The sequence below is a fragment of the Variovorax sp. PBL-E5 genome, from assembly GCF_901827185.1.
Lineage (GTDB): Bacteria > Pseudomonadota > Gammaproteobacteria > Burkholderiales > Burkholderiaceae_C > Variovorax.
The window spans coordinates 816,459-836,655 of sequence record NZ_LR594671.1; the positions used below are offsets into that span (position 1 = coordinate 816,459).

23 protein-coding genes are annotated in these 20,197 nt (G+C 67.4%); 13 read left to right on the plus strand and 10 right to left on the minus strand.

Annotated features, from left to right (window positions below; genetic code table 11):
* Positions 1-41 precede the first annotated feature (41 nt).
* The 4 genes from WDLP6_RS03990 to WDLP6_RS04005 are packed head-to-tail and all read left to right on the plus strand — an operon-like array spanning position 42 to position 3,021.
* Positions 42-872 carry an acyl-CoA thioesterase gene (locus WDLP6_RS03990; RefSeq protein ID WP_162591305.1) on the plus strand — a complete coding sequence of 277 codons (831 nt, stop codon included), beginning with the start codon at positions 42-44 and terminating at the stop codon, positions 870-872.
* Between the two features lie 5 nt (positions 873-877).
* Positions 878-1,624: an SDR family oxidoreductase gene (locus WDLP6_RS03995; protein ID WP_162591306.1), complete on the plus strand. Its 747-nt coding sequence runs from the start codon at positions 878-880 to the stop codon at positions 1,622-1,624.
* A gap of 28 nt (positions 1,625-1,652) precedes the next feature.
* A complete protein-coding gene (locus WDLP6_RS04000) occupies positions 1,653-2,255 on the plus strand; it encodes a 2-hydroxychromene-2-carboxylate isomerase (protein ID WP_162591307.1) in 603 nt (200 codons plus the stop codon).
* A gap of 1 nt (position 2,256) precedes the next feature.
* Positions 2,257-3,021 carry an enoyl-CoA hydratase gene (locus tag WDLP6_RS04005; RefSeq protein ID WP_162591308.1) on the plus strand — a complete coding sequence of 255 codons (765 nt, stop codon included), beginning with the start codon at positions 2,257-2,259 and terminating at the stop codon, positions 3,019-3,021.
* A gap of 18 nt (positions 3,022-3,039) precedes the next feature.
* On the opposite strand, the gene WDLP6_RS04010 is transcribed toward WDLP6_RS04005, so the two are convergent.
* Positions 3,040-3,465, minus strand: coding sequence for an acyl-CoA thioesterase (locus WDLP6_RS04010; RefSeq protein WP_162565892.1), 426 nt, complete (start codon positions 3,463-3,465; stop codon positions 3,040-3,042).
* Between the two features lie 41 nt (positions 3,466-3,506).
* On the opposite strand from WDLP6_RS04010, the gene WDLP6_RS04015 reads away from it, so the two are divergent.
* The 7 genes from WDLP6_RS04015 to WDLP6_RS04045 all read left to right on the plus strand — a co-directional run bounded on the left by WDLP6_RS04015 (position 3,507) and on the right by WDLP6_RS04045 (position 10,986).
* Positions 3,507-5,339, plus strand: coding sequence for an ABCB family ABC transporter ATP-binding protein/permease (locus tag WDLP6_RS04015; protein ID WP_162591309.1), 1,833 nt, complete (start codon positions 3,507-3,509; stop codon positions 5,337-5,339).
* A gap of 60 nt (positions 5,340-5,399) precedes the next feature.
* Complete coding sequence (locus WDLP6_RS04020; protein WP_162591310.1) at positions 5,400-6,338, plus strand: 2-hydroxyacid dehydrogenase; 939 nt, start codon at positions 5,400-5,402, stop codon at positions 6,336-6,338.
* Between the two features lie 32 nt (positions 6,339-6,370).
* Positions 6,371-7,360: a LysR family transcriptional regulator gene (locus WDLP6_RS04025; protein ID WP_162591311.1), complete on the plus strand. Its 990-nt coding sequence runs from the start codon at positions 6,371-6,373 to the stop codon at positions 7,358-7,360.
* Positions 7,361-7,685: 325 nt separating this feature from the next.
* Positions 7,686-8,585: a transporter substrate-binding domain-containing protein gene (locus WDLP6_RS04030; protein WP_162565896.1), complete on the plus strand. Its 900-nt coding sequence runs from the start codon at positions 7,686-7,688 to the stop codon at positions 8,583-8,585.
* A gap of 76 nt (positions 8,586-8,661) precedes the next feature.
* The gene (locus tag WDLP6_RS04035) at positions 8,662-9,396 is read left to right on the plus strand and encodes an amino acid ABC transporter permease (protein WP_162591312.1); all 735 of its coding nucleotides are present in this window, start codon (positions 8,662-8,664) and stop codon (positions 9,394-9,396) included.
* A gap of 117 nt (positions 9,397-9,513) precedes the next feature.
* A complete protein-coding gene (locus WDLP6_RS04040) occupies positions 9,514-10,203 on the plus strand; it encodes an amino acid ABC transporter permease (RefSeq protein ID WP_162565898.1) in 690 nt (229 codons plus the stop codon).
* A gap of 45 nt (positions 10,204-10,248) precedes the next feature.
* A complete protein-coding gene (locus WDLP6_RS04045; protein ID WP_162570334.1) occupies positions 10,249-10,986 on the plus strand; it encodes an amino acid ABC transporter ATP-binding protein in 738 nt (245 codons plus the stop codon).
* Between the two features lie 192 nt (positions 10,987-11,178).
* On the opposite strand, the gene WDLP6_RS04050 is transcribed toward WDLP6_RS04045, so the two are convergent.
* The 7 genes from WDLP6_RS04050 to WDLP6_RS04080 all read right to left on the minus strand — a co-directional run bounded on the left by WDLP6_RS04050 (position 11,179) and on the right by WDLP6_RS04080 (position 16,227).
* Complete coding sequence (locus tag WDLP6_RS04050) at positions 11,179-12,213, minus strand: DctP family TRAP transporter solute-binding subunit (RefSeq protein WP_162591313.1); 1,035 nt, start codon at positions 12,211-12,213, stop codon at positions 11,179-11,181.
* A 21-nt stretch (positions 12,214-12,234) separates the two neighbouring features.
* Entirely contained in the window at positions 12,235-13,533 is a 1,299-nt protein-coding gene (locus WDLP6_RS04055) for a TRAP transporter large permease (RefSeq protein WP_162565900.1), read from the minus strand.
* Positions 13,530-14,090 (minus strand): TRAP transporter small permease, encoded by a 561-nt coding sequence (locus tag WDLP6_RS04060; protein ID WP_162591314.1) that lies wholly within the window; start codon positions 14,088-14,090, stop codon positions 13,530-13,532. Before WDLP6_RS04060 ends, WDLP6_RS04055 begins: the two co-directional genes overlap by 4 nt.
* Positions 14,091-14,230: 140 nt before the next feature.
* Entirely contained in the window at positions 14,231-14,863 is a 633-nt protein-coding gene (locus WDLP6_RS04065; RefSeq protein WP_162591315.1) for a LysE family translocator, read from the minus strand.
* Positions 14,864-14,915: 52 nt separating this feature from the next.
* Complete coding sequence (locus WDLP6_RS04070; RefSeq protein WP_162591316.1) at positions 14,916-15,290, minus strand: GFA family protein; 375 nt, start codon at positions 15,288-15,290, stop codon at positions 14,916-14,918.
* A 16-nt stretch (positions 15,291-15,306) separates the two neighbouring features.
* Complete coding sequence (locus WDLP6_RS04075) at positions 15,307-15,744, minus strand: JAB domain-containing protein (protein WP_162591317.1); 438 nt, start codon at positions 15,742-15,744, stop codon at positions 15,307-15,309.
* A gap of 126 nt (positions 15,745-15,870) precedes the next feature.
* On the minus strand, positions 15,871-16,227 hold the full coding sequence (locus WDLP6_RS04080) for a TfoX/Sxy family protein (RefSeq protein WP_162591318.1): 357 nt from the start codon (positions 16,225-16,227) through the stop codon (positions 15,871-15,873).
* Positions 16,228-16,345: 118 nt separating this feature from the next.
* Here WDLP6_RS04080 and pyrC point away from each other — a divergent pair, with 118 nt between their 5' ends.
* Positions 16,346-17,386, plus strand: coding sequence for a dihydroorotase (pyrC, locus tag WDLP6_RS04085; RefSeq protein WP_162591319.1), 1,041 nt, complete (start codon positions 16,346-16,348; stop codon positions 17,384-17,386).
* Positions 17,383-18,147 carry an NYN domain-containing protein gene (locus WDLP6_RS04090; protein ID WP_232076953.1) on the plus strand — a complete coding sequence of 255 codons (765 nt, stop codon included), beginning with the start codon at positions 17,383-17,385 and terminating at the stop codon, positions 18,145-18,147. Before pyrC ends, WDLP6_RS04090 begins: the two co-directional genes overlap by 4 nt.
* A gap of 22 nt (positions 18,148-18,169) precedes the next feature.
* Here the strand turns inward: WDLP6_RS04090 and WDLP6_RS04095 are convergent, their stop codons facing one another.
* Complete coding sequence (locus WDLP6_RS04095; RefSeq protein WP_162591320.1) at positions 18,170-19,204, minus strand: 2Fe-2S iron-sulfur cluster-binding protein; 1,035 nt, start codon at positions 19,202-19,204, stop codon at positions 18,170-18,172.
* Positions 19,201-20,190, minus strand: coding sequence for a PdxA family dehydrogenase (locus WDLP6_RS04100; RefSeq protein WP_174259844.1), 990 nt, complete (start codon positions 20,188-20,190; stop codon positions 19,201-19,203). The genes WDLP6_RS04095 and WDLP6_RS04100 overlap by 4 nt, the downstream gene beginning before the upstream one ends.
* Positions 20,191-20,197 lie beyond the last annotated feature (7 nt).

Below are 20,197 nucleotides of genomic sequence, written 5' to 3' on the forward strand. Positions count from 1 at the left end.
CACGACTGCATGAACCACCGGTCCAGGGGCACACTGCGACCATGAGCACACATCCTCTCGACAAGGCGCTCGCGCTGTCCCACAGCGACTTGCGCGCCGGCCAATTCACCGGCGCCACGAGCCCGGACTACGGCAACATGGTCGGCCCCTTCGGCGGCACGACCGCGGCGGTGATGCTGCAGGCCGTGCTGCGCCATCCCGATCTGCTCGGCGCGCCGGTCGCGCTGACGGTCAACTATGCCGCGGCGATCGAGGCGGGCGCCTTCGAACTGCAGGCCGTGCCGGTGCGCACCAACCGCTCGACCCAGCACTGGACCGTGCAGATGTCGCAGACCGGCGCCGACGGCAAGCCGCACCTCACCACCACGGCGACGGCCGTCACGGCGCTGCGCCGCGAGACCTGGGGTGCCACCGACCTGGCGATGCCCGAGGTGCCGCCGCCGGCCGCAGTCGAGCGCCTGAGCATCGGGCCGGCGAAGGTGGCCTGGATCGAGCGCTACGAGATGCGGCCGATCGTCGGCACGATGCCGTCCCGCTGGGACGGCAGCGGCGACCACAGCGAAACCCGCATGTGGGTGCGCGATGCCGAGTCGCGGCCGCTGGACTTCGCCGCGCTCACGGCCTTGAGCGACTGCTTCTATCCGCGCATCTGGCTGCGGCGCGCGAAGCCGGTGCCGATCGGCACGGTCTCGATCACCACCTACTTCCATGCCGATGCGGCGCTCTTGGCCGAAGTCGGCACGGGCTATCTGCTGGGCCGGGCCGTCGGGCAGCAGTTCCGCAACGGCTACTTCGACCAGGCGGCGCAGCTGTGGAGCGAGGCGGGTACGCTGCTGGCGACCAGCAATCAGATCGTTTACTTCAAGGAGTGACCGTCATGGCATCCACCAAGGCCGCATTGATCGTCGGCGCCGGCGACGCCACCGGCGGCGCCATCGCCCGCCGCTTCGCCCGTGAAGGCTATGCCACCTGCGTCACGCGACGCAGCCTCGACAAGCTGCAGCCGTTGGTTGCGCGCATCGAGGCCGACGGCGGCCGCGCGCATGCGTTCGCCAGCGATGCGCGCAAGGAAGAGGAAGTGGTCGCGCTGGTCGAGCAGGTCGAATCGACGGTCGGGCCGATCGAGGTGATGGTCTTCAACATCGGTGCCAACGTGCCCGAGAGCATCCTGACCGAAAGCGCGCGCAAGTACTTCAAGGTCTGGGAGATGGCCTGCTTCTCGGGCTTTCTCAATGCACGGGAGGTTGCCAGGCGCATGGTCGCGCGCGAGCTGCCGGATGGCGCGCACCGGGGCACCATCCTGTTCACCGGCGCCACCGCATCGCTGCGCGGCGGCGCGAACTTCGGCGCCTTCGCGGGCGCGAAGATGGCGCTGCGCGCGCTGGCCCAGAGCATGGCGCGCGAGCTCGGCCCGCGCGGCATCCATGTCGCGCACACGATCATCGACGGCGCCATCGACACCGAGTTCATCCGCAGCAATTTCCCCGAGCGCTACGCGTTGAAGGCGCAGGATGGCATCCTGAATCCGGCGCACATCGCGGACGCCTACTGGATGCTGCATGCACAGCCGCGCGACGCATGGACGCATGAACTCGACCTGCGTCCCTGGTCTGAAAAATTCTGAAGAAGCTCGTCGGGAAAAGGAGACACGCATGACCACCAAGACCGTCGAGTTCTATTTCGACGTCGGCAGTCCCGCTGCCTACCTCGCCTACACGCAACTGCCGCACGTGTGCGCCGACACCGGCGCCACGCTGGTCTGGAAGCCGATGCTGCTGGGCGGCGTGTTCCAGGCCACGGGCAACCACTCGCCGGCCGAGATCGCGGCCAAGGGGCCGTATCTGACCGAAGACCTGAAACGCTTCGCGCGGCGCTACGGCGTGCCCTTCGTCCACAACCCGCACTTCCCGATCAACACGCTGCTGCTGATGCGTGGTGCCACGGCGCTGCAGATGCGCGAGCCGGAACGCTTCGGTGATTACCTCGCGGCCGTGTTCCGTGCGATGTGGGTGGAGCCGCGCAATCTCAACGATGCCGCGACCGTCGGCGCCATGCTGACCGAGGCAGGCTTCGATCCGCATGCGATGCTTGCGCTCGCCGGTACCCAGGCGGTGAAGAATCAACTCAAGGCGATCACAGAGGAGGCCGTCGGGCGCGGCGTGTTCGGCGCGCCGACCATGTTCGTCGACAACCAGATGTACTGGGGCCAGGACCGGCTCGATTTCGTGCGCGAAGCACTGGAAAGGAATACCTGACATGAGCGACATCCTCGTCCACACCGAAGCCGGTGTGATGACCCTCACCTTCAACCGCGTCGACAAGAAGAACTCGATCACCAGCGCGATGTACGCGCAGCTGGCCGACGCGATCGCCCAGGCCGGACAGGACAGTGCCGTGCGCACGGTGTTGATCCAGGGCGATGCGACCATCTTCAGCGCCGGCAACGACATCGGCGACTTCCTCAACGCGCCGCCCTCGACCGAGGACTCGCCGGTGTTCCGCTTCCTGCGCGGCATCGGGACCTTTCCCAAGCCGCTGGTCGCGGCGGTCTGCGGCCCGGCCGTGGGCATTGGCACCACGATGCTGTTCCATTGCGACCTCGTCTATGCGGGCGACAACGCGATGTTCTCGATGCCCTTCGTCAACCTCGGCCTGTGCCCCGAGGCCGCGTCGAGCCTGCTGGTGCCGCAGATGTTCGGCTACCACCGCGCGGCCGAGGCGCTGCTGCTGGGCGAGCCCTTCATGGCCGAGGCCGCGCTCGAGGTGGGCCTGGTCAATCGCGTGCTGCCGCCGACCGAAGCCAACGCCTTCGCGCAGACGCAGGCGCGCAAGCTCGCGGCCAAGCCGCTGACTGCACTGGTCGAGACCAAGCGCCTGATGAAGAAGGCGCAGCAGCCGGCGCTGATCGAGCGCATGGGCGAGGAAGGCCAGAGCTTCGGCCGCATGCTGCGCGAGCCGGCGGCGCGCGAGGCGTTCACGGCGTTCATGGAGAAGCGGCGGCCGGATTTCTCGAAGGTGTGAGAGACAGGACGCAAGCGCTCAATCCTTCTTCTCGATCGCCCGCGGCCGCCCGTTCTCGTCGATCGCCACATAGGTGAAGGTCGCCTCCGTCACCTTGATGTACTCCCCCTGCGCCCGGAAGCGTTCGGCGAACACCTCGACCGTGACCGTGACCGAGGTGCGCCCGACGCGCACCAGCTTCGAATAGAAGGACAGGATGTCGCCCAGCCGCACCGGCTGCTTGAAGACGAATTCGTTGACCGCGACGGTCGCCATGCGGCCCTTGGCGTAGCGCGCCGGGATGACCGAGCCGGCCAGGTCGCACTGCGCCATGACCCAGCCGCCGAAGATGTCGCCGTTGGCGTTGACGTCGGCCGGCAGCGGGATCACCTTGAGCACCAGCTCCATGTCGGCGGGGAGGCTCTTGAGCGTGGCGGCCACGTTGGCACTGGAAGAATGGGACATGGGCACAATCCGGGGACAACAACAGCCACGATTGTCTCCCTATGCGCCGCAGCGGCGAAACCCTTTCCTCTCCCCACCACGCGTCAGCCGGCCAGCCCGCGCGCAGCGATCGCTCCGACTGGGCGACGCTGCGGCGGCTCTTTCCCTATATCTGGCACTACAAGTGGCGGGTGATCGCGGCGCTGACCTTCATGATCGGCGCCAAGGTCGCCAACGTGGGCGTGCCGGTGCTGCTCAAGAACCTGATCGACGCGATGTCGATCAAGCCCGGCAGCGTGGCCTCGCTGCTGGTGGTGCCGATCGGGCTGCTGGTCGCCTACGGCCTGCTGCGCCTGTCGACCGCGGTCTTCAACGAGCTGCGCGAGCTGGTCTTCGCCAAGGCCACCGAGGGCGCGGCGCGGCGGATCTCGCTCGAGGTGTTCCAGCACCTGCATGCGCTGAGCCTGCGCTTTCACCTCGAGCGCCAGACCGGCGGCATGACGCGCGACATCGAGCGCGGCTCGCGCGGCGTGCATTCGCTGATCTCGATGTCGCTCTACAGCATCGTGCCGACGATCATCGAGCTCACGCTGGTGCTGTCGGTGCTGGGTGTGAAGTTCGATGCCGGCTTCGTCTGGATCACGCTCGCGGCGCTGGTGGTCTACATCGTCTTCACGGTGACGGTGACCGAGTGGCGCACGCAGTTCCGCAAGACCATGAACGAACTCGATTCGCTGGCGCAGAGCCATGCGGTCGACTCGCTGCTCAACTACGAGACGGTCAAGTATTTCAACAACGAGCACTTCGAGGCCGGCCGCTACGACGCCAGCCTGGAGCGCTACCGCAAGGCCGCCGTCAAGAGCCAGACCACGCTGAGCCTCCTGAACGCCGGCCAGCAATGCCTGATCGCGGTCAGCCTGGTGGCGATGCTGTACCGCGCGACGCAGGGCGTGGTCGACGGCCGCATGACGCTGGGCGACCTGGTGATGGTCAATGCCTTCATGATCCAGCTCTACATCCCGCTCAATTTCCTGGGCGTGATCTACCGCGAGATCAAGCAGAGCCTGACCGACCTCGACAAGATGTTCGTGCTGCTCGAGAAGGACCGCGAGGTGCGCGATGCGCCGGGCGCGCAGCCGCTGGCCGGCGCCGATTCGACGGTGCGCTTCGAGGACGTGAGCTTCGCGTATGAAGCCGCGCGGCCGATCCTGAAGCATGTGAGCTTCGAGATCCCCGAAGGCAAGACGGTGGCGGTGGTCGGCCCTTCGGGCTCGGGGAAGTCGACCATGGCCAGGCTGCTCTACCGCTTCTATGACGTCCAGCAGGGCCGCATCACGATCGGCGGCGAGGACATCCGGCAGGTGACGCAGGCCAGCGTGCGGCAGGCGATCGGCATCGTGCCGCAGGACACGGTGCTGTTCAACGACACGGTCGAATACAACATCGCCTACGGCCGCCCCGGCGCCAGCCGCGCGGAGGTCGAGGAGGCGGCCCGCGCGGCGCGCATCCACGACTTCATCGCCGCCACGCCCAAGGGCTACGCCACGACGGTCGGCGAGCGCGGCCTCAAGCTGTCGGGCGGCGAGAAGCAGCGCGTCGCGATCGCGCGCACGCTGCTCAAGAATCCGCCGATCGTGATCTTCGACGAGGCGACCTCGGCGCTCGATTCGGCGAACGAGCGCGCGATCCAGTCGGAGCTCAAGAGCGCGGCACAGAACAAGACCACGCTGGTGATCGCGCACCGGCTGTCGACGGTGGTCGACGCGCACGAGATCCTGGTGCTCGAAAGCGGCGTGATCGTCGAGCGCGGCACCCATGCGGCGCTGCTGGCCCGGGAGGGCAAGTACGCGCAGATGTGGGCGCTGCAGAAGATCGAGGCCGCGCCGGTGCTTTGACGCATCGGCACGGGCCTTGCAGCGTCATCGGTATCTCGAACTTCAGGAGTCGTCGCAGTCATGTCAGGTCTTGTCCCCTTGCTGATCCTCAACAGGCAGATGAAGGCGCATCTCGCGCAGCTGTCGCAGGCCTACGATGTCACCTATGCGCCGACGCCGGCCGAGCGCAAGGCGGCGATCGAGGCCGGGGGCGGGCGCTTTCGCGCCGTGCTCACCATCGGCACCGTCGGCCTCACCGGCGCGGAGATCGACGCGATGCCGGCGCTGGAGCTGATCTGCACCATGGGCGTGGGCTACGAGAGCGTCGACCTGGCCGCGGCGCGGGCGCGCGGCATCGCGCTGGCGAACGGCGCCGGCACCAACGACAACTGCGTGGCCGACCATGCCTTCGGGCTGCTGATCGCGGCCGTGCGCGGCCTGCTCAGGCTCGACCGGCTGTGCCGCGAGGGCGCCTGGCGCGACGGGATCGCGTCGCCGCCGAACGTCTCGGGCAAGCGCCTGGGCATCCTGGGGCTGGGCACCATCGGCGAGAAGATCGCCAGGCGTGCCGCCGGCTTCGACATGGAGGTCGGCTATCACAACCGCCGCCCGCGCGAGGGCGCGGCGCATCGCTACTTCGACAGCCTCCATGCGCTGGCCGCGTGGTGCGACTTCCTGGTCGTCGCGACGCCGGGCGGCGAGGGCACGCGGCACCTGGTCGACGCGGCGGTGCTCGACGCGCTCGGCCCGCAGGGCTTCCTGGTGAACATCGCGCGCGGCAGCGTGGTCGATACCGAGGCGCTGGCCGCGGCCCTGCGCGAAGGGCGTCTCGGCGGCGCGGGCCTGGATGTCTACGAGAGCGAGCCGAAGCCGCCCGCGCCCCTGATCGGCCTCGACAATGTCGTGCTCACGCCGCACCTGGCCGGCTGGTCGCCGGAGGCCAACGAGGCGACCTTCCAGCGCTTCCTGGCCAATGCGGCCGGGCATTTCTCGGGGCGCGGCGTGGTCTCGCCGATCTAGCGCGAGGCTGCCGCGCAGACATAATGTTCTGCATGGAAACCAAGTGGCTTGAAGATTTCGTCAGTCTTGCCGAGACGCGCAGCTTCAGCCGCTCGGCCCAGTTGCGCCATGTCACCCAGCCGGCCTTCTCGCGCCGCATCCAGGCGCTGGAGGGATGGGCCGGCACCGACTTGGTCGACCGCAGTTCCTACCCCACGCGCCTGACGCCGGCCGGCCAGACCCTGTACGGCCAGGCGATCGAGATGCTGCAGGCGCTGCAGAGCACGCGCGCCATGCTGCGCGGCCATTCGGCGGCGGCGCAGGACGTGATCGAGTTCGCGGTGCCGCACACGCTGGCCTTCACCTTCTTCCCGGCCTGGGTCACCAGCCTGCGCGAACGGTTCGGTCCGATGAAGAGCCGCCTCATCGCGCTCAACGTGCACGACGCGGTGCTGCGGCTGGTCGAGGGCAGCTGCGATGTGCTGATCGCCTACCACCATGCGTCGCATCCGCTGCCGCTCGATGCCAACCGCTACGAGATGGTGGGCCTGGGCGTCGAAGTGGTCGCGCCCTGGGTCAAGCCCGACGCCGACGGCCGCCCGCGCTACCGCCTGCCGGGCCGGCCGGGGCAGCCGCTGCCCTACCTGGGCTATGCGCCCGGCGCCTATCTGGGGCGGCTGGTCGACCAGTTGCTCAAGGAATCGGGCACCGCCATCCACCTCGATCGCGTCTACGAGACCGACATGGCCGAAGGCCTCAAGGTGATGGCGCTCGAAGGGCACGGCATCGCCTTCCTGCCGGAGAGCGCGGTGCGCAAGGAAGTGCGTGCCCGCACGCTGGTGAGCGCGCTGCCGCCCGAGATCGAAAGCCTCGAGGCGACCATGGAGATCCGCGCCTACCGCGAGCGGCCGCAGGCCGCGCCGTCGGCGAAGGGCAACGGCCGCGGCGCGGCCATCAAGCCCGACACCGCGGCAGCGCCGCGGACCAAGGGCAGCGTGGAGGCGCTCTGGTCCTACCTGGTCGGCACCGAGGCGGCGAGCTGAGCGCCCGTCTTGTGCAGTGCATCAATCTATGACGCCGGTGCATGCCGGGTCTCGCAAACGGCATTGGCGCACGCGTTGGCGTGCCCCTACAGTCGCGGGCAGTCTTGCTGTCGCATGAATCCTTCGCACGCCTTCGCGCGTGCTTTTTTTTGAGGCAGCCCGTCGGGCACGAAGACTGCATGGTGAAGAAGACCCGGCATTCTCCCGTGCGCCTCATGGCCGGCATGGTGCGCAGTGCACCGGGTTGGTCCGGGTGTTGCAGCAGAATGCGTGTGTCTAGAATTTCCTCGTCTCTTTTTTCAGTTCACCCAAGGAGTTTTCCTTCATGAAGAAGCAAGTACTGGCATTGACGATCGCGGCGCTGGCCACGGGCGCCGCATGGGCGCAGGCCAACGACACCTTGGCGAAGATCAAGGCGTCGGGCGTCATCACCGAAGGCGTGCGTGAATCGTCCGGCCTGTCCTATACGCTGGGCAACGGCCAGTACACCGGGTTCCACTACGACGTCTGCGCCAACATCATCAAGGACATCCAGAAGAACCTGGGCCTGGCCAAGCTGGAAACCAAGTACCAGCCCGTGACCTCGCAGAACCGCGTGCCGCTGGTGCAGAACGGCACCGTCGACCTCGAATGCGGCTCCACCACCAACAACCTCGCGCGCCAGAAGGACGTGGCCTTCGCCGACACCACCTACGTCGAGGAAGTGCGCATCGCGGTCAAGGCCAACTCGGGCATCACCTCGATCAAGGACCTCAACGGCAAGACGGTGGCCACCACCACCGGCACCACCTCGGTCCAGACCCTGCGCAAGAACGAGCGCGCCGGCGGCATCGACTTCAAGGAGCTCTACGGCAAGGACCACTCCGACAGCTTCCTGCTGCTCGAGTCCGGCCGCGCCGATGCCTTCGTGATGGACGGCTCGATCCTGGCCTCCAACATCGCCAAGGCCAAGACGCCGTCCGACTACAAGATCGTCGGTGAGGTGCTCAGCGTCGAGCCGATCGCGATCATGATGCGCAAGGACGACCCGGCCTTCAAGAAGATGGTCGACGACAGCATCAAGGCGCAGATCAAGGCCGGCGAACTCAACAAGCTCTGGGACAAGTGGTTCCTGCAGCCGATCCCGCCGGCCAACGTCAAGATCGGCCTGCCTCTGTCGGACGCCACCAAGGCGGCCTGGGCGAACCCCAACGACAAGCCGATGGAAGACTACGCGAAGAAGTGATTCGCGCGCCGGTCACCGCGCAACGCCCGCCCACTTCGGCGGGCGTTTGTTTTAGTCAAGAAATAGGAGAGTCCCGATGGGATCGAACTGGGATTGGCAGGTCTTCTTGCAAGACCCTGGAGGAAAGTACCCGACGTATTGGCAATGGATGATCTCGGCCTGGGGCTGGACCATTTCCGTGTCGCTGCTGGCGTTGATCGTGGCGCTGGTGCTGGGTTCGTTGATCGGCATCATCCGCACGCTGCCCGACAGCCCCTGGCTGATCCGCTTCGGCAATGCCTGGGTCGAGCTCTTTCGCAACATTCCGCTTCTGGTGCAGATCTTCCTCTGGTACCACGTGATCCCGGCCTTGATCCCGCCCATGAAGGGCGTGCCGAGCTTCGTGCTGGTGGTGCTGGCGCTGGGCTTCTTCACCTCCGCGCGGATCGCCGAGCAGGTGCGCTCCGGCATCCAGGCGCTGCCCAAGGGCCAGCGCTACGCGGGCATGGCGGTGGGCTTCACCACGCCGCAGTACTACCGCTACGTGATCCTGCCGATGGCCTACCGCATCATCATCCCGCCGCTCACCAGCGAGACGATGAACATCTTCAAGAACTCGTCGGTGGCCTTCGCCGTGTCGGTGACGGAACTCACGATGTTCGCGATGCAGGCGCAGGAAGAAACCTCGCGCGGCATCGAGGTCTACCTGGCGGTCACGGCGCTCTACGTGATCTCGGCCTTCGCGATCAACCGGCTGATGGCCTTCATCGAGAAGAAGACGCGCGTGCCGGGCTTCATCGTCTCGGCCAGTGCCGGCGGCGGAGGACACTAGCATGAAGCACACCCCCAGGCTTGCCCACTTCGTGTGGCCGCCCACTCCCTTGCAGGGGGCAACACCAGCAGCCCGGCGAAGCCGGTTCTGCGGTGTTTCTGGAATGGAGCAATTGCCATGATGCATCTGGATCTGTCGTTCTACAACTGGGACGTCATCAGCAACTTCGTCGTCAAGGGCTTCTACTTCAGCATCATGCTGACCGTGGTCTCGACGATCGGCGGCGTGATCTTCGGCACCTTGCTGGCGCTCATGCGCCTGTCGGGCAACAAGTGGCTCGACGCGCCGGCCGCCGTCTACGTCAACGGCATGCGCAGCATTCCGCTGGTGATGGTGATCCTGTGGTTCTTCCTGCTGATGCCGGCGTCCTTCTATTCGTTCTTCGGCGCCTGGGGTTCCAACTACCGCTCCGAGATCTCGGCGGTGATCACCTTCATCGCCTTCGAGGCGGCCTACTTCAGCGAGATCATGCGCGCCGGCATCCAGTCGATCCCGCGCGGCCAGGTGAATGCGGGCCAGGCCGTGGGCATGACCTACGGCCAGAACATGAGGCTCGTGATCCTGCCGCAGGCCTTCCGCAACATGCTGCCGGTGCTGCTGACGCAGACCATCATCCTGTTCCAGGACACCTCGCTGGTGTATGCCATCGGCGCCTACGACATGCTCAAGGGCTTCGAGACCGCGGGCAAGAATTTCGGGCGTCCGATCGAGGCCTACCTGCTGGCCGCGGTCGTTTACTTCATCATGTGCTACGCGCTGTCGTGGCTCGTGAAGCGACTGCACAAAAAGATCGCGATCATTCGATGATCGTCAATGAACCATTGAACGGAGAGCTTTGAAATGGCCGACAACATGATCGAGATCAAGAACGTGTCCAAGTGGTACGGGCCGGTGCAGGTGCTGCAGGACTGCTCGGTGAGCATCGCCAAGGGCGACGTGGTGGTGGTGTGCGGGCCTTCGGGCTCGGGCAAGTCCACGCTGATCAAGACGGTGAACGCGCTGGAGCCCTTCCAGAAGGGCGAGATCACGGTCAACGGCATTCCGCTGCACGACCCGAAGACCAACCTGCCCAAGCTGCGCTCCAAGGTCGGCATGGTGTTCCAGCACTTCGAGCTGTTTCCGCACCTGTCGGTGACCGAGAACCTCACGATCGCTCAGATCAAGGTGCTGGGCCGCAGCGCCGACGAGGCCAAGACGCGCGGCCTCAAGATGCTCGACCGCGTGGGCCTGATGGCGCACAAGGACAAGTTCCCCGGCCAGCTCTCGGGCGGCCAGCAGCAGCGTGTCGCGATCGCGCGCGCGCTCAGCATGGACCCGATCGTGATGCTGTTCGACGAGCCGACTTCCGCGCTCGACCCCGAGATGGTCGGCGAAGTGCTCGACGTGATGGTGGCGCTGGCCAAGGAAGGCATGACCATGATGGTGGTCACGCACGAGATGGGCTTCGCGCGCAAGGTCGCGAGCCGCGTGATCTTCATCGACGTCGGCGGGCGCATTCTGGAGGATTGCTCGAAGGATGAATTCTTCAGCCATCCGGAGAATCGGCAGGCGCGGACGAAGGACTTCCTCAACAAGATCCTTCAGCACTAAGCTCGCCCCCAGGCTGCGCGCACTTCGTGTCGCTCCGCCTACCCCCTGCCGGGGGCGGTGCCGGCCGACCGGCAGAGCCGGATCGGCGGCACCCCTGGAACGAAAAAATGCCCCGCATCGCGGGGCATTTTTTCTTTCTCCCTCTCCCTCTGGGAGAGGGTTGGGGTGAGGGCGCGCGGCGCCCGCTGCCGCCTACTTCCTGCTCGCCGCTACCGCCTTCTCTGCCTTCGCAACCAGGTCGGTGCCCACCGTGCTCTTCCACTTGTCATACACCGGCCGCGTCGCCTTCACGAACGCATCACGCTCCGCCGGGTTCAACGAAGTCACCGTCACCCCCATCCCCGCGATCTCCTTGAGCACCGGCTTGTCGGCTTCCACCAGCCCCTTGCGGGCAAGCACGAGTTCCTGCTTGCCCGCATCGAGCGCGGCCTGCCGCACGGCGGCCTGATCGGCCGGCGTCCACGAGGCCCAGACCTCCTTGTTGACGACGAACACCAGCGGGTCGCACACATAGCCCCAGGTGGTGACGAACTTCTGGCCCACGGTCTGCATCTTCAGGATGGTGAAGAGGAAGAGCGGATTCTCCTGCCCGTCGACCGCGCCGCTGGCGAGCGCGGGCTGCGCATCGGCCCAGCTCATCTGCGTCGGATTGGCGCCCAGCGCGGTGAACATGTCGGAGAAGATCGGCGAGCCGACCACGCGGATCTTCATGCCCTTCAAATCTTCGGGCGTCCTGATCGGCTTCTTGGAGTTGGTGATCTCGCGGAAGCCGTTCTCGCCCCAGGCCAGCGGCACCACGCCGGCCTTGTCGAGGATCTTGAACATGTCCTTGCCAACCTCGCCCTGCGTCAACGCGTCCACCGCCGCATAGTCGGGCATCAGGAACGGCATCGAGAACAGGTTGAGCTGCTTGACCTGCGGCGACCAGTTGATGGTCGAGCCCACGGCCATGTCGATCACGCCCTGGCGCAGCGCGCTGAACTCGCGTGTCTGGTCGCCCTGGATCAGCGACACGCCCGGATAGAGCTTGATGTTGATGCGGCCCTGCGTGCGCTCCTTCACCAGATCGGCCCAGATCTTGCCGGCCTGGCCCCATGGCGTGGGCGGGCCCAGCACCAGCGACATCTTGTACTCGGCCTTGTAGCTCTGCGCGGGCGCGGCCACCGAGAAGGTGCCGAGCGCCGCAGCGACGGCCAGCACGCCGAGCAGGGAGCGACGGAATTTCATGTGCAGTCTCCTTTGAATGAATCAGTAGCCCAGTTTTCGCGGCAGCCACAGCGCAAGCTCGGGCCAGATGACGACCGCCACCATCACGAGGAACATCGCGAACAGCATCCAGCCGACCCAGCGCACGGTCTCTTCCATGCGCACGTTGGCGATGCGGCACGACACCATCAGGTTGACCGCCAGCGGCGGCGTGAACTGGCCGAGCGCGACCTTGAGCGTGAGGATCACGCCGAACCACACCGGGTCCCACTTGTAGAACTGCACGATCGGCCACAGGAGCGGCACGAAGATCAGGAAGATCGAGACGCCGTCGAGGAACATGCCGACCGTGATCAGCATCAGGATCAGGAGCGACAGCACGCCGTATTCGCCCAGCCCCGAATTCACGATCGCGCGTGTGACCGGGTCGATCACGCCCAGCGTCGACAGCGAATACGCGAAGATACCCGCAAGCGACACCACGATCAGGATCACCGCCGACAACTCGCCCGATTCGCGCAGGATCACGAACAGGTCGCGCACCTTGATCGTGCGATGGATCGCCATGCCGACGAAGAGCCCGTAGAACACCGCGACCACCGCCGCTTCGGTCGGCGTGAACAGGCCGGCGCGCATGCCGCCGAGGATCAGCACCGGGGCCGCCAGGCCCCAGGTCGCCTCGCGGAAACTCTTCCAGAACGCCGGCCGCGGCAGGCTCGATTCGAGCGCGCCCATCTTGTGCTTGCGCGCCAGCAGCACGGCCGGCACGATCAGCGCGACGCCGGCCAGGATGCCCGGGATCATGCCGGCCGCGAACAGCGCCGGCACCGAGGCGCCGGGCACCAGCACCGAATAGACGATGAAGGCGACCGAGGGCGGGATCAGGATGTCGGTCGCCGCCGCCGCGCCGACCACGCTGGCCGAGAACGCCGCCGGGTAGCCCGCGCGCGACATCGCGGCGATCATCACCGCACCGACAGCGGCCGCATTGGCCGGGCCCGAGCCGGAGATGCCGCCCAGGAACATCGCCACCACGATCGCCACCAGCGGCAGCATGCCCGGGCCGCGGCCGACGATCGCGATCGCGAAGTTGACCAGCCGAAGCGCCACGCCCGAGCGGTCGAAGATCGAGCCGACCAGCACGAACATCGGGATCGCGAGCAGCGGGTATTTGCCGAGGCCCGCATAGAAGTTCTGCGGCACGGCCAGGAGGCCGAACCATTGCGCATCGCCGTTGGCCAGTGCGATGCAGGCCGCGCCGGCGAGGCCGAGTGCCGCGCCGATCGGCACGCCGACCAGCATCATCAGCACGAAGGCGACGAAGAGCAGGGTCGGGATCATCGGTCCGTGCCGCCGTAGGTGGTCTTGCGGCCGCGCCGCACGAACAGGCCCACCGCGCGCAGAGCGATCGCCAGCGAGACCACCGGCAGCCAGATCGAATACCACCACTGCGGCACGCCGATGCCGGGCGAGTTTTCCTCATAGCGGTAGTCGTCCCAGACCACGCGCACGCTGAGCACCGCGATCAGGAAGAACAACATGGCCACCATCGCGGCGCCGAATTGCGCGAGGCGCTTGCGGCGCGCCTGCGAACCGCTCTCGGCGAAGTACTCGATGCGGATGTGGCGGTCGCGCGCCACCGCGGCCGAGCCGGCCACCAGCGCCAGCAGGATCATGAGGAACACCGAGAACTCCTCGGTCCACGCGAAGGACGAATCGGTGAAGTAGCGCACCAGCACGTTGGCGAAGGTGATGCAGGCCAGCAGGCCCATGATGATCACCGTGAGCCAGTCCTCGATGGCCAGCGGCACGCGCGTCGGCTCGTCGGCGGCTTCGATTTCGGGCGGGAGGGGGCTGGCGGCGTCCAGCACGGGGCCGGACTCGGTGGGCGTGGACATCGGGAAGAAGGTGCGTGCTTGGCGTTGTTGTGTCACCCGGCGGCCGCCGGGATGCGATCCGCGCACCTCGATAAGTGCCCCGAAATAGTAACGATCGATAACCACCGCCTCATCGGTGGTTTCCTTAGCACGCGCCCGCCTCAGCCCGTGCTGCGGCGGTAGAAGGCCAGCGAGCCGGCCAGCGCCAGCAGGGCGCCGCCGCAGCAGCGGTCGAGCCACAGCACCGCGCGCCGGCTCAGCAGCCTCACCGCGCGTGCGCCGATCAGTGCGTAGCCCAGCATCACCGCGAAATCGAGCGCGGCAAACACGATCGCGAGCGCGAGGTACTGCGGCCCCTGCGGCAGCGACGCGTCGATGAACTGCGGCAGCAGCGCCGAGCAGAACAGGTAGCCCTTGGGATTGGTCACCGAGACCAGGAAGGACTTCGCGAGCAGGGTGTGCGGCGTGCCGCCGGCGTGGCCTGCGGCGGCCTGCGACAGGTCCAGCCCGCCTTGCGAGCGCAGCAGCTTGAGCCCGATCCAGGCGAGGTAGGCCGCGCCCACCCACTTCACGACCGAGAACCAGAACTCCGACGCCGCCAGCAGCGCGCCGAGGCCGAGCGCCACCGCGCCGACCAGCACGAAGTCCGAGGCCATCGCGCCCAGCATGCCGGCCAGCGCGCGCCGCACGCCGTAGCGCGAGCCGTTGGTCAGCGCCAGCAGCACGGTCGGGCCGGGCGTGGCGATCGCCACCAGGGCGACCAGTGCGAAGAGCAGGAGGGTGGCGAGGTGCATGGTGTGATGCCAAGGGGTGCGGGGCTGCGTGACCGGTGTCGCGGGCGGGCGTTCAGGCCAGCTTGCCGACCTCCGCCTCCCAATGCCGCCCATCGAAGCGCAGCACCTCGGGCTGCGCCTGCTGGAGGTCGTAGTCGTCGAGGCAGCGCACGTTCACGGTGTAGAGCGCGGGCACGGCGCGCGGCCGCGTGAAGGTGTGGATGCCGCGGACCGTGCAGAAGTGGTGCCTCGCGACCTCGCTGCCGAACTGGTAGGTGCCGAGCGCGGTCTCGCCGCTCACGAGGTGGAAGCTCTCCGGCGCCACGCGGTGGTGGAGGATGCCCTTCTTCGTGCAGACCGAGCAATTGCATTCGGTGATGCGGTCGATCACGGTGTCGATCTCGAAGCGGATGGCGCCGCAGTGGCAGCTTCCGGTGTAGCGGGTCATGGTGTTCGAGCTCTGATCAGAACGGCCCGTTCTCGCGAAAGCTGTAGAAGCGTTCGAAGCCGATGACGATGAAGTCCTGCAGCGGCAGGCCGTGGATGTCGCCGAGTTCCTTCAGCTTCGCCGCCACGGCGATGTCGGCGTTCGAAGGCTCGCATGAACCGGAAGGGTGGTTGTGCACGACGACCAGCGACGATGCCCTCGCCAGGATCGCATTGCGGTAGATCTCGATCGGCTCCATCGGCACGCGCGTCGCCGTGCCGATCGACGCCACCTCATAGGACAAGACTTCCAGCTGTGGATTGAGGTGCAGGATGACCACCTTCTCCTTGGTCTCGTCCTGCATGTCCTTGAACAGCTCGTAGACCTGTGCCGGGCTTTCGATCGGCTTGTTCAGCAGATCGTCGTCGACGCGCTTTCGGGTGTAGGTGACCTTGAGTTCTTTCAGATATGCCATCTTGGTTTTCCCCTGAGTTGCCCTGTCCCGGACTTGCCGCGACGCCAAGCGTACCGCATGACACCGTGGCCCAGGAGCGGGCGACCCTCGCATTGCGCAAGATCGGCTGACACCACCCGCACAGTCCTAAGCTTTGCGCGTGGCGCGGGACCTGCGCTTGGGCGGCGGCGCGCGCAGCACGGCTTCCCAGGCCCGGCGCGCCCAGACCGCGGCCGCGTCGCGGTCCTCGAACACTTCCGGCGGCGCTTCGTAGTAGGACAGGCGTGCCGGCTTGCCCTGGCGCATGTATTCGAAGGGCGCGAGCTGCTTCGCCTCGAAGGCAGCGACCGAGTGCGGGTCGGCCTTCAGGTAGAGGCGGTCGCCGGTGACCAGGCCGAACATCCGGCCTTCGTGGTAGACCCCGTAGCCGCCGAACATGCGCCGCATCGACACGCGGCCGAAGCGTTCGAAGACATCGTGGAGTTGGTCGACGAATTCGTTCATGGGAGTGCGCCCTTGGGTTGGACGATCATAGGGCACCGCTCTTCGGCGGCCACTCTTCCCTGACGAAGGCCATCCCGCTGCGGGATCGGCGCCCGGGGCGCAATGGGACAATCGCCCAATGACAAGTTCCGCCGACACCCTCACGATCACCCGTCCCGACGACTGGCACCTGCATGTGCGCGATGGCGATGCGCTCGAAACCGTCGTGCCGCACTCGGCCCGCCAGTTCGGCCGTGCGCTGATCATGCCCAATCTGCGCCCGCCGGTGACCACCTCCGGCCAGGCCATCGACTACCGCGAGCGCATCCGCGCCGCCGTGCCCGAGGGCCTGCAGTTCGAACCGGTGATGTCGCTCTATCTGACCGACAACCTCGCGCCCGACGAGATCGAACCGGCCGCCGATGCCGGCGTGCGCGCGCTCAAGCTCTACCCGGCCGGCGCCACCACCAACAGCGATGCCGGCGTGACCGACATCCGTCACACCTACCCGACGCTGGAGGCGATGCAGAAGCGCGGCCTCTTGCTGCTGGTCCATGGCGAGGTCACCGATCCGGCGGTCGACCTGTTCGATCGCGAGGCCGTCTTCATCGATCGCGTGATGATCCCGCTCAGGCGCGACTTCCCCGAGCTCAAGGTGGTGTTCGAGCATCTGACGACGAAGGAGGGCGCGCATTACGTGCGCGATGCCGACCGCTTCACCGCCGCCACCATCACCGCGCACCATCTGCTTTACAACCGCAACGCGATCTTCACCGGCGGCATCCGGCCGCACTACTACTGCCTGCCGGTGCTCAAGCGCGAGACGCACCGCGTGGCGCTGGTCGAGGCCGCCACCAGCGGCAGCGACCGCTTCTTCCTCGGCACCGACAGCGCGCCGCATCCGGCACACCTCAAGGAACATGCGCTGGGCTGTGCCGGCTGCTACACCGCGCTGGCCGCGCTCGAGCTCTATGCCGAGGCCTTCGACAACGCCGGCGCGCTCGACAGGCTCGAGGCCTTCGCGAGCTTCCACGGCGCCGATTTCTACGGCCTGCCGCGCAACACCGGCACGGTGACGCTCAAGCGCGAAAGCTGGACCCTGCCCGAAACCCTGCCCTACGGCGAAGCGACGCTCAAGCCGCTGCGCGGCGGCGAAACCCTGACCTGGAGACTCGCATGAACGACATGCCGCGCGTGATGCTGCTGATCGACGCCGACAACGTCTCGGCCGACGTGATCGAGCAGGCCGTGGCCATGGTGCTGGCCCGGCACGGCCATCTTCATGTGCGGCGTGCCTACTGCAATGCCGAGGCGGCACAGAAGCAGCAGGCCCTCTTCAAGCGCCTGTCGGTGCGGCCGATGGTCAACCTCTCGGCCGGCAAGAACAGCACCGACATCGCGCTGGCCGTCGATGCCATGGACCTGGTCATTGCGGAGCGGCCGCAGGTGGTCTACCTGGTGTCTTCCGATTCGGACTTCGCGCCGCTCGTCATTCGCCTGCGCGAGAAGGGCTGCCGCGTATGCGGCATCGGGCAGAAGGGCAAGACCGGCGACGAGACGACGCTGGTGTACGACGAGTTCAACGATCTGCAGCACCACGCTGCGGCCACGGCCACGGCCGCGGCGGCGCCCAAACCGGCCGCGGCCAAGCGTGCGCCGCGGGCACCGCGACGCGCTGCCGCCAAGCCCGAAGCGCCAGCCGCGGCACCGCGCGCGCCGGCCCTGCCCGACGAGGTGATCCGCATCCTCGATGCCGTGCCGGAACTGCTCGCGGGCGGCAAGGTCGAGCTCAACCAGGCCGCGGAGCGGCTGCGCGCCGCGCGCCTGCTCGGGCGCAGCGCGAGCTCGCCCAAGTTCTTCAACAAATACCCCGGCATGTTCTGGCTCACGCCGGACGGCACGCCGAACAAGGTGCAGTACATCGGCCCGACGTCGCTGTGAGTCCGCGCGGCCGGCGCCGCGTTCAGGCCGTCGCGGCGGGCAGCGGGTCGACGGCCGGGCCGTCGACGAACACGTCGGCATGGAAGTCCACGGCATCGAGTCCACAGTGATGCACCGCGGTGTCGCGCACTCCGGCGACCATGGCGGGCGAACCGCAGCAGTAGACCTCGTGGCCCGCGAGCGCGGGGCAGTGGGCGGCCAGCGCCTCGTCGGCGCGGCCGGCGAAGACATCGTCGGGCGCATCGACCGCGCCGTCGCTCAGCGCCGCCACGAAGCGGAATCGCGGCCACTGCCGCTGCCACTTCGCAATGGCCGTCCGCATGTAGATGCCGTCGGCGTACCGTGCGCCCCAGATCAGCGTGATCGGTCGCTCGATGCGCCGCTTCGCCGTGTCGTCGAGGATCGACTTGACCGGCGCGAAGCCGGTGCCGCCAGCGACGAACACGATCGGCCGCGTGTCGGCTTCGTCGAGCGCCACGGCACCGAAGGGCAGCTCGATCTCCAGCTGTTCGCCCTGCTGCAGTTGCGGCACGCGCGCGCTGAAGGCGCCGCCCGGCACATGACGGATGTGCAGCGTCAGCGCATCGCTTTCGTGCGGCGCATTGGCCATCGAATAGCAGCGCGTGCTGCCGTCGCCGACCGCGAGCTGCAGGTACTGGCCCGCATGGAACCTGGCGCGTTGCCCGGCTGGCAGGCGCAGCTGCAGCACCGACACGTCGGACGCGGCGAGCTGGTTGCGAAACACCTTGGCCGTGAAGCGCTTGCGCGCACCCGGGTCGATGCGGTGCCACGAAGCGGGCCGTATCTGCACGTCCGTGCGCGGCGTGCACATGCACAGCAGCAGCTGATCAGGCTGGCAGGTCTCGTTGCGCATCGATGCGCCTTCGAGGCCTGCGACATCGCCCTGCAGGACCTCGCCGGCGCAGTTGCCGCACACGCCCCTGCGGCAGGAGTAAGGCAGCTCGATGCCGGCGCGCAGTGCCGCGTCGAGCAGGCTCTGGCCGTCGGCGCAATCGAAGGAGATCTCGCTGCCGGCGATGGCGATCCGGTGGCTCATGCCGTGGTCTCCTCGTGGGTTGCCTGAGGCCGGGCCGACAACAACGCGATGGTGCGCAGCACCGCACCCGCGTCGGCGATGCCGTGGCCGGCGATGTCCATCGCGCTGCCGTGGCCGACGCTGGACAGCAGCACCTCGGCGCCGATACTCAGCGCGCTCGCCGCATTCGGCGCCAGCAGCTTGATCGGAATGTGGCCCTGGTCGTGCAGCATCGCAACGTAGAGATCGTGCCTGCGCTGCGCCAGCAGCAGGTCCGCACCTTTCGGGCCGTCGATGCGAAAACCCTCGGCGCGCAAGTCGTGCACCGCGGGCTCGACGATCGCCGCGTCTTCCGGCCCGAACAGCCCGCCTTCGGAGGCATGCGGATTGATGCCGAAGACGCCGATCGACGGATCGATCACGCCCAGCATCGCGCAGGCCCGCGCGCCGGCGCGCACCGCGTCGGCCACCAGCGCGGGCGTGAGCCGATCGAGCGCCGTGCGCACGCTTTCATGCAGCGTCGCATGCACGATGCGCAGGCCGCCGCCGACCAGCATCAGGAACACGCTGTCTTCCGGCACGCCGCAGACGCGCGCCACCAGCGAGGGGTAGCCGCTGAAGGCGATGCCGGCCTGGTGGATCGCGGTCTCATGGTGCGGGCAGGCGACGACCGCATCGACCTCGCCGCGGCGGCAGGCCTCGATCGCCGCCGTGGCCGAGGCGACCGCCGAAGCGCCGGCCGCGGCATCGATGCGTCCGGCCTTTGCCGCGTCGGCCGGCAAGGCGCCCGCATCGACGACTCGGCCATCCCGCAGCAGCGCATCGAGCCCGAGCTGCGCGGCCGTGCGTTCGAGCACGCCAAGCGGGCCGAAGAGCGTGATGCGCGCACGTGCCTCTGCCGGCAGCGCAGCCATCGCCTTCAGCGCGATCTCGGGGCCGATGCCGTTCGGATCGCCGGCGGCAAGCGCCAGGCGCCGCGGCGTTGCGTGCACAAGGGGCAGGGTCATGGCGCGC

Excerpts from the sequence above, each read along its gene's own strand:
- WDLP6_RS03990 (WP_162591305.1), top strand. The coding sequence starts at position 42 with ATGAGCACACATCCTCTCGACAAGGCGCTCGCGCTGTCCCACAGCGAC.
- WDLP6_RS04020 (WP_162591310.1), top strand. The coding sequence starts at position 5,400 with ATGTCAGGTCTTGTCCCCTTGCTGATCCTCAACAGGCAGATGAAGGCG.
- WDLP6_RS04080 (WP_162591318.1), bottom strand. The coding sequence starts at position 16,227 with ATGAACGAATTCGTCGACCAACTCCACGATGTCTTCGAACGCTTCGGC.
- WDLP6_RS04095 (WP_162591320.1), bottom strand. The coding sequence starts at position 19,204 with ATGAGCCACCGGATCGCCATCGCCGGCAGCGAGATCTCCTTCGATTGC.
- WDLP6_RS04075 (WP_162591317.1), bottom strand. The coding sequence starts at position 15,744 with ATGGCATATCTGAAAGAACTCAAGGTCACCTACACCCGAAAGCGCGTC.
- WDLP6_RS04035 (WP_162591312.1), top strand. The coding sequence starts at position 8,662 with ATGGGATCGAACTGGGATTGGCAGGTCTTCTTGCAAGACCCTGGAGGA.
- WDLP6_RS04100 (WP_174259844.1), bottom strand. The coding sequence starts at position 20,190 with ATGACCCTGCCCCTTGTGCACGCAACGCCGCGGCGCCTGGCGCTTGCC.
- WDLP6_RS04025 (WP_162591311.1), top strand. The coding sequence starts at position 6,371 with ATGGAAACCAAGTGGCTTGAAGATTTCGTCAGTCTTGCCGAGACGCGC.
- WDLP6_RS04005 (WP_162591308.1), top strand. The coding sequence starts at position 2,257 with ATGAGCGACATCCTCGTCCACACCGAAGCCGGTGTGATGACCCTCACC.
- WDLP6_RS04000 (WP_162591307.1), top strand. The coding sequence starts at position 1,653 with ATGACCACCAAGACCGTCGAGTTCTATTTCGACGTCGGCAGTCCCGCT.
- WDLP6_RS03995 (WP_162591306.1), top strand. The coding sequence starts at position 878 with ATGGCATCCACCAAGGCCGCATTGATCGTCGGCGCCGGCGACGCCACC.
- WDLP6_RS04040 (WP_162565898.1), top strand. The coding sequence starts at position 9,514 with ATGATGCATCTGGATCTGTCGTTCTACAACTGGGACGTCATCAGCAAC.
- WDLP6_RS04060 (WP_162591314.1), bottom strand. The coding sequence starts at position 14,090 with ATGTCCACGCCCACCGAGTCCGGCCCCGTGCTGGACGCCGCCAGCCCC.
- WDLP6_RS04055 (WP_162565900.1), bottom strand. The coding sequence starts at position 13,533 with ATGATCCCGACCCTGCTCTTCGTCGCCTTCGTGCTGATGATGCTGGTC.
- WDLP6_RS04090 (WP_232076953.1), top strand. The coding sequence starts at position 17,383 with ATGAACGACATGCCGCGCGTGATGCTGCTGATCGACGCCGACAACGTC.
- WDLP6_RS04015 (WP_162591309.1), top strand. The coding sequence starts at position 3,507 with ATGCGCCGCAGCGGCGAAACCCTTTCCTCTCCCCACCACGCGTCAGCC.
- WDLP6_RS04030 (WP_162565896.1), top strand. The coding sequence starts at position 7,686 with ATGAAGAAGCAAGTACTGGCATTGACGATCGCGGCGCTGGCCACGGGC.
- WDLP6_RS04065 (WP_162591315.1), bottom strand. The coding sequence starts at position 14,863 with ATGCACCTCGCCACCCTCCTGCTCTTCGCACTGGTCGCCCTGGTGGCG.
- WDLP6_RS04050 (WP_162591313.1), bottom strand. The coding sequence starts at position 12,213 with ATGAAATTCCGTCGCTCCCTGCTCGGCGTGCTGGCCGTCGCTGCGGCG.
- pyrC (WP_162591319.1), top strand. The coding sequence starts at position 16,346 with ATGACAAGTTCCGCCGACACCCTCACGATCACCCGTCCCGACGACTGG.
- WDLP6_RS04010 (WP_162565892.1), bottom strand. The coding sequence starts at position 3,465 with ATGTCCCATTCTTCCAGTGCCAACGTGGCCGCCACGCTCAAGAGCCTC.
- WDLP6_RS04070 (WP_162591316.1), bottom strand. The coding sequence starts at position 15,290 with ATGACCCGCTACACCGGAAGCTGCCACTGCGGCGCCATCCGCTTCGAG.
- WDLP6_RS04045 (WP_162570334.1), top strand. The coding sequence starts at position 10,249 with ATGATCGAGATCAAGAACGTGTCCAAGTGGTACGGGCCGGTGCAGGTG.